Consider the following 6,230-nt stretch of genomic DNA (forward strand, 5'->3'; position numbering starts at 1 on the left):
CAGAATCACAGCGGGGTGCAACGCAAGGGGAGGGTTAGGGAGGGGTTTGCGGCCCTGCTCCGCTCCGCGCAGGCCTTGGTTGCCAGACAGCAAAAAGGCCTGCCGGTTACCCGGCAGGCCTTTAGTAGCGGTATGAAGCGGTGATTAACCGTTCAGGCGCTTGTCGTTACGACGCGGTGAACGCGGCTTGCTGCTGCGATCGTCGCTGTTGGCACGGAAGCTACGACGGGGCACTGGGCCGCCTTCGTACTTGGCCAGGTTCAACGGACGCTGGCAAACTCGCACGTTCTGCAGCACTTTCTGCACATCGGCAGTCATGCCTTCTGGCAGATCCACGGTAGAGAAGTCATCGTGAATCTGGATCTGGCCGATGAAACGGGATTCCAGATCCGCCTCGTTGGCGATGGCTCCAACCAGGTGACCCGGCTTGACGCCGTGTACCCGACCGACGTCTACGCGGAAGGTTTCCATCACGACGCCAGACACATCGTCACGGCCACCACGAGGGGTACGCGGACGCTCGGTGCGCTCGCCACGTTCACGGCCACCGTCACGGCTTTCGCGAACTTCAGGACGGCGGGCGGCCTGAGGACGGTCTTCCATGAACAAGGGACGGTCCCCCTGCAGCAGACGGGCCAGACCGGCGGCCAGCTGGGCGCTGTCCATTCCATCGGCCTGCAGAGACTCAACCATCTCGACGAAAGGTGCCAGTGATTTCTCATCGGCTTCAACGCTGACGCGCAGACGAGTCTTGAAGCGCTCGGCACGGATCTTGTTGATTTCATCGGCAGACGGCATCTGCATCTCTTCGATCGGCTGGCGAGTGTGGCGCTCCAGGTTGTACAGACCGCGTTTTTCACGACCGGTTACAAACAGGATGGCGTCACCCTCACGACCGGCACGACCGGTACGACCGATACGGTGCACGTAAGATTCGTTGTCGTGCGGCATGTCGAAGTTGACGACATGGCTGATACGCTCGACGTCCAGGCCACGGGCAACCACGTCGGTAGCAACCAGAATGTTCAGACGGCCGTTTTTCAGACGCTCGATTACTTTTTCACGCAGTTTCTGCGGAATATCACCGTGCAGTGCTTCACAGGCGTGACCTTCGCGACTCATCATGTCAGCCAGATCTTCGGCATCTTTACGAGTGCGCACGAATACCAGCATGGCATCCATGTTTTCGGTCTCAACCAGACGGCACAGGCCTTCGTGCTTGTTCATGCCACGCACAAACCAGTAACGCTGACGAATGCTGGAGTTGGTACGCGTCTTGTTTTCGATCCGCACTTCTTTCGGGTTTTTCAGGTACTTTTGTGCAACACGCTGAATTACCGGCGGCATGGTGGCCGAGAACAGGGCAATCTGACGGGTGGCCGGAGTTTGCTCCAGAATCCACTCAACGTCGTCGATAAAGCCCATGCGCAGCATTTCATCTGCTTCGTCCAGTACCAGTGCTTTCAGGTTGTCCAGCTTCAGGGTGCCACGACGCATGTGGTCCATTACCCGGCCCGGGGTACCGACAACGATGTCGACGCCACGCTTCAGGGCACGAATTTGCGAGTCATATGCCTGGCCACCGTAGATGGACAGGATACGGATGTCTTTGCGGTACTTGGCGTAGCCTTCAAAAGACTCGGCAACCTGGATGGCCAGTTCACGAGTCGGCGCCAGTACCAGTACCTGCGGGGTAGCATTGCCACCGGTGATGGTGCTCAGCAGAGGCAGTGCGAATGCCGCTGTTTTACCGGTACCGGTTTGTGCCAGACCCAATACGTCCTGACCGCTCAACAGAGTAGGAATCGCAGCAGCCTGAATTGCAGAAGGCGTCACATAACCGGCATCGGTCAGTGCTTTTAAGATTTCAGGGGCCAGACCCAGCTCGGTGAAAGCAGGTACGTTAGCAGCAGGTACAACAGAAGTATTTGTCATTTAACAGTTCCGAATTAATAGAATGTCGGCGGACTGATACAGTAAAAGGCCAGGGACAACCCATGCTCACTTATCGTGAGGGCTTCCCTTTACAGAGTGTATACACACTAAGATTCACAAGGCTAATCTGGCCGTTTTTGTCTCAACACCGCCATGGTTAACTGCCTGATAAAAACCAGTCAGTCTTTCTCATCATGGATGTCGATCTGCCAGACTTGTGTCGTCGCGCCCAAATGGAGGGGACGGGCAACCCGATAAGGGTCGCGTCGTGTGGCGCGGACGTGATGCGTTATGTTCCTAAAAAACGCAATATAACCCGCTTCAACGCACATATTTTGGCAGCTACATAAACCCAGGGTCTTAACGATTTCAACTTGATTTCTCTGTTGAATCGTCATGTAGCATGCCGAATAGGCGGGTTATTACGATGTTCAAGCAACACATTACGGCTTAAATATCGTGACCCACATCACAAAAGGTCATGCCCAACTGGGCTGAGGGCGCATTCTCTGCTAATCAGGGTGATTTGTCCAGCACTAATTAAAACTGAACGACAGATGGAAGCTGGAAGCCAGAGCAACAGACATCATGTAGAGTCTGCGCCCTGAATTGTGTTGCTTACGGCTTATAGCTTTGTTCGTCTGATTTTTCCGACGATGAAAATCAGCAGGACGGCGCCGATGACCGACATGATCAAAGAGCCGATCACGCCACTCGCCGCCAGCCCCAGCAGACGAAACACCACACCGCCGAGAAAGCCGCCCACCAGGCCGACCAGAATGTTGCCCAGCAGGCCGAAGCCCTGCCCCTTCATCAGGTTACCGGCGATCCAGCCGGCCAGACCACCGATAATCAAACCCAGTATCAGACCCATCATTTCTCCTTATTCTGTATTTTATGATCGTAGGGTCGACTTATTTTAGGTAAGAGTATTCGACCGCTATGACAATTGGTCATGCCATTGGTCGATTGAAATCGACCCTACAAAAGCTCAAGCCAACAAGCTTAGCAGCGCCTGCACCGGATGCTTGATGCCTTGCCCTTCGATGCGTTTGACCTGGCTGCGACAGGAGAAACCGGTGGCCATGCAACGGTCGCGCGGCAGCTTCTTCATCGGCTCGGCCCAGCTCATGCCATACAGCTGTTTGGAGCCCTCTGCATGCTCGCGCTCGTGGCCATAGGTGCCGGCCATGCCGCAGCAGCCCACGGATACCGGCTCCAGTTTGGCGCCCAGGTGGGTAAAGATCCGGCTCCAGTCCTGATGGGTGGCCGGCAAGGCGGTTTTTTCGGTGCAATGGGCAAACAGATACCAGGGCTCGCCCTCCGGCGTTCTGGCCGGCAGTCGTTCCAGTTGTTGCAGCAGCCATTCCTGAGGCAGCAGCACCTCGAAGTTGCCCCGGGCCGGACCCAAAACCTTGGTGTATTCGTCCCGGTAACAGAGCACCAGCGACGGGTCTACGCCCACCAGCGGTATGCCGAGTCGGGCCAGATGGTTGAGGAACTGGGCGCTGTCGGCAGCCATGCCGGCGAAGCGACGCAGAAAGCCTTTGACGTGGGCCGGCTTGCCGTTGGGTTTGAACGGCAGCACCACAGGGTTGAAGCCGAGCGCTGTGGCCAGCTGCACCAGATCGTACACCACCCTGGCGTCATAGAAGGAGGTGAAGGGGTCCTGCACTATCAGCAGGGTTTTCGCCTTCTGCTCATCGCTGAGTGCCTGCAGCTCGGCCATGTCGAAGCGCGCCGCCGGCCCGGTGGCCAGCAGGCTCTTCAGGCTGGGATCGCTCACCTTGGGCATGTCCACCATGCCCAGCAGCGAGCTGGCGCCGCTTTGTACCCACTTGTTGCCCATCAGCGGGTTGACCAGCCTGGGCACCCGGGCCATCCAGGGGGTATAACTTTCGACCCAGGACACCATGTAATCCTTGGGCGGACGCTGGTAGCGCTGGTGATACAGCTGCAAAAAACGGGCGCGGAAGGTGGGCACATCCACCTTGATCGGGCACTGACTGGAGCAGGCCTTGCAGGCCAGACAACCGTCCATCGCCTCTTTGACTTCATGGGAGAAGTCGTATTCGCCGCGGCTTTTTTGCCAGGTGTATTTCACCCGCTCCACCAGTCCCTTGACGCTGGCACTGCGGCTCATCACCGCCGCCTCTTCGGCCATGGGATCGAAGCCCTGGGCCGACAACTGGCGTAGCCATTCCCGCACCAGACCGGCCCGGCCCTTGGGCGAATGGCGGCGGTCTGCGGTCAGTTTCATCGAGGGGCACATTGGGGATCGCACATCGAAGTCGAAACACAGGCCGTTACCGTTGCAGTCCATCGGCTGGGTAAAGCCATCGCGCACATGGACAGGGATCTGCCGATCATAGAAACCGCGCTTGGTGGCGTCTACCGAGACCAGCTGATCCAGGCTGTCTAGCGGGGTACAGATCTTGCCGGGGTTGAGCCGGTTGAAGGGATCGAAGGCCGACTTGATGCGACGCAGCTCGGTAAACAGAGTTTCGCCGAAGAAAGTGGGACTGTACTCGGAGCGATAGCCCTTGCCGTGCTCGCCCCACATCAGGCCGCCGTATTTGGCGGTGAGCCCGTTCACCTGGTCGGAGATCTTGCGCAGCATCACCTCCTGCTCCGGATCCGTCATGTCCAGCGCCGGACGTACGTGCAGCACGCCTGCGTCCACATGGCCGAACATACCGTACTGCAGACCATGCTGGTCCAGCAGGGCGCGGAATTCGACAATATAGTCGGCCAGGTGCTCGGGCGGCACAGCCGTGTCTTCCACGAAGGCGATTGGCTTCTTGCGGCCCTTGGTGTTGCCGAGCAGCCCCACCGCCTTCTTGCGCATGGCATAGATGCGGTTGAGCGAGGCCAGATCGTCACATACCTGATAGCCGATGATGCCCGCCTCGCCCCGTTCGATCAGGCCATCGAGCCGGGCACAGAGCGCCTCGACTTTCTCGCGCTGGGCATCTCCGTCCTGATCGGCGTATTCCACCATGTTGAGGCCGTCCATCACCTTGCCCGGCACGTCCTGAATGAGATCGCTTACCGAATGCCAGATGATGTCTTCCCGCGCCAGCCCCAGTACCCTGGAGTCCACGGTTTCCACCGACAACGCCCTGGCCTCCACCATCAAGGGCGCATTGCGCAGCGCCGACTGAAAACTGTCGTACTTGACGTTGACCAGGGTGCGATAGGTCGGGATGGGAGTGAGATCGAGCCAGGCTTCGGCGATAAAGGCCAGCGAGCCTTCGGAGCCACACAGGATGCGGGTCAGGTCCAGGGTGTGGCTGGCCTTGTCGTAGACGTGTTTGAGATCGTAACCGGTGAGGAAGCGATTCAGCTTGGGAAAACGCTTTTCTATTTCACCGGCGTTGTCGGCCACGCTGTGATAGACGCAGCGATACAGCTCCGCTTCCCGGCTGTCTTCCGCCAGCTTCTTGTCCAGCGCCTCGCCGGAAACAGGGCCGGTTTCGATGATGGTGCCGTCCACCAGCACGGCGGTGACGCCCAGCACATGATCCGAGGTTTTGCCGTAGACCAGGGAACCCTGACCGGAGGCGTCGGTGTTGATCATGCCGCCCAGGGTCGCCCTGTTGCTGGTCGACAGGTCCGGTGAGAAGAAGAGATCGTGCGGCGCCACCAGCTGGTTGAGTCTGTCCTTGACCATCCCGGTCTGTACCCGCACCCGGCGCCCGTCTGCATCGATGCTGAGCAACTGATGCATGTGGCGGGACAGGTCAACTACGATGTTGTCGTTCAGCGACTGACCGTTGGTGCCGGTGCCGCCGCCCCGGGGCGCAAAGCGGATGTCCTGATAGGCGGTTTTGGCCGCCAGACTCAGCATGACCACCAGATCTTGCGTGGAGCGAGGGAACACCACCGCCTGCGGCAGGCTCTGATATACGCTGTTGTCGGTGGCTACAGCCAGTCGGCTGGCATAGCTGCGTTCAATATCGCCACGAAAGCCGCTCTCGGCCAGTGCATCGAGAAAAGCAAAATAGGTAGGGGTTATCTGCTGCTGCAGATCTATCCTTGGGATCATACGGCCTGTTCCCTGTCATTCGTTAAATACGCCCGGAGTGGCGGCCAGTATACACTCCGCAACAATGAGCCACTAGTACGGGGACCCATCACAATCCTGAGATGTGAACTCCTCCCCCCTTCCCCTTCACTCCTCACTCCTAATCACATCACCGGTAATCAAGTGATTAATAAAAAGGCAAACAGCGCCGCGCGTGAGTCCAGTCCCAGTCTGGCATACAGATGTTTGCGGTGATTCTTGACCGTAC

The 6,230-nt window shown here is 58.2% G+C and carries 3 protein-coding genes and 1 pseudogene; all 4 read right to left on the reverse strand.

Features of this window, described 5'->3' with window-relative positions; translation table 11 throughout:
* Positions 1–144: 144 nt before the first annotated feature.
* Positions 145–1,935, reverse strand: coding sequence for a DEAD/DEAH box helicase (locus UN63_RS16460; RefSeq protein ID WP_104488580.1), 1,791 nt, complete (start codon positions 1,933–1,935; stop codon positions 145–147).
* Positions 1,936–2,560: 625 nt separating this feature from the next.
* The gene (locus UN63_RS16470; protein WP_104488581.1) at positions 2,561–2,809 is read right to left on the reverse strand and encodes a GlsB/YeaQ/YmgE family stress response membrane protein; all 249 of its coding nucleotides are present in this window, start codon (positions 2,807–2,809) and stop codon (positions 2,561–2,563) included.
* A 117-nt stretch (positions 2,810–2,926) separates the two neighbouring features.
* A complete protein-coding gene (ydiJ, locus tag UN63_RS16475) occupies positions 2,927–5,983 on the reverse strand; it encodes a D-2-hydroxyglutarate dehydrogenase YdiJ (RefSeq protein ID WP_104488582.1) in 3,057 nt (1,018 codons plus the stop codon).
* Between the two features lie 126 nt (positions 5,984–6,109).
* Positions 6,110–6,230: pseudogene (locus tag UN63_RS17345) on the reverse strand (LuxR family transcriptional regulator); the annotation flags it as partial.

Origin of the sequence: Oceanisphaera arctica (genome assembly GCF_002936955.1) — a bacterium.
Classification (GTDB): domain Bacteria; phylum Pseudomonadota; class Gammaproteobacteria; order Enterobacterales; family Aeromonadaceae; genus Oceanimonas; species Oceanimonas arctica.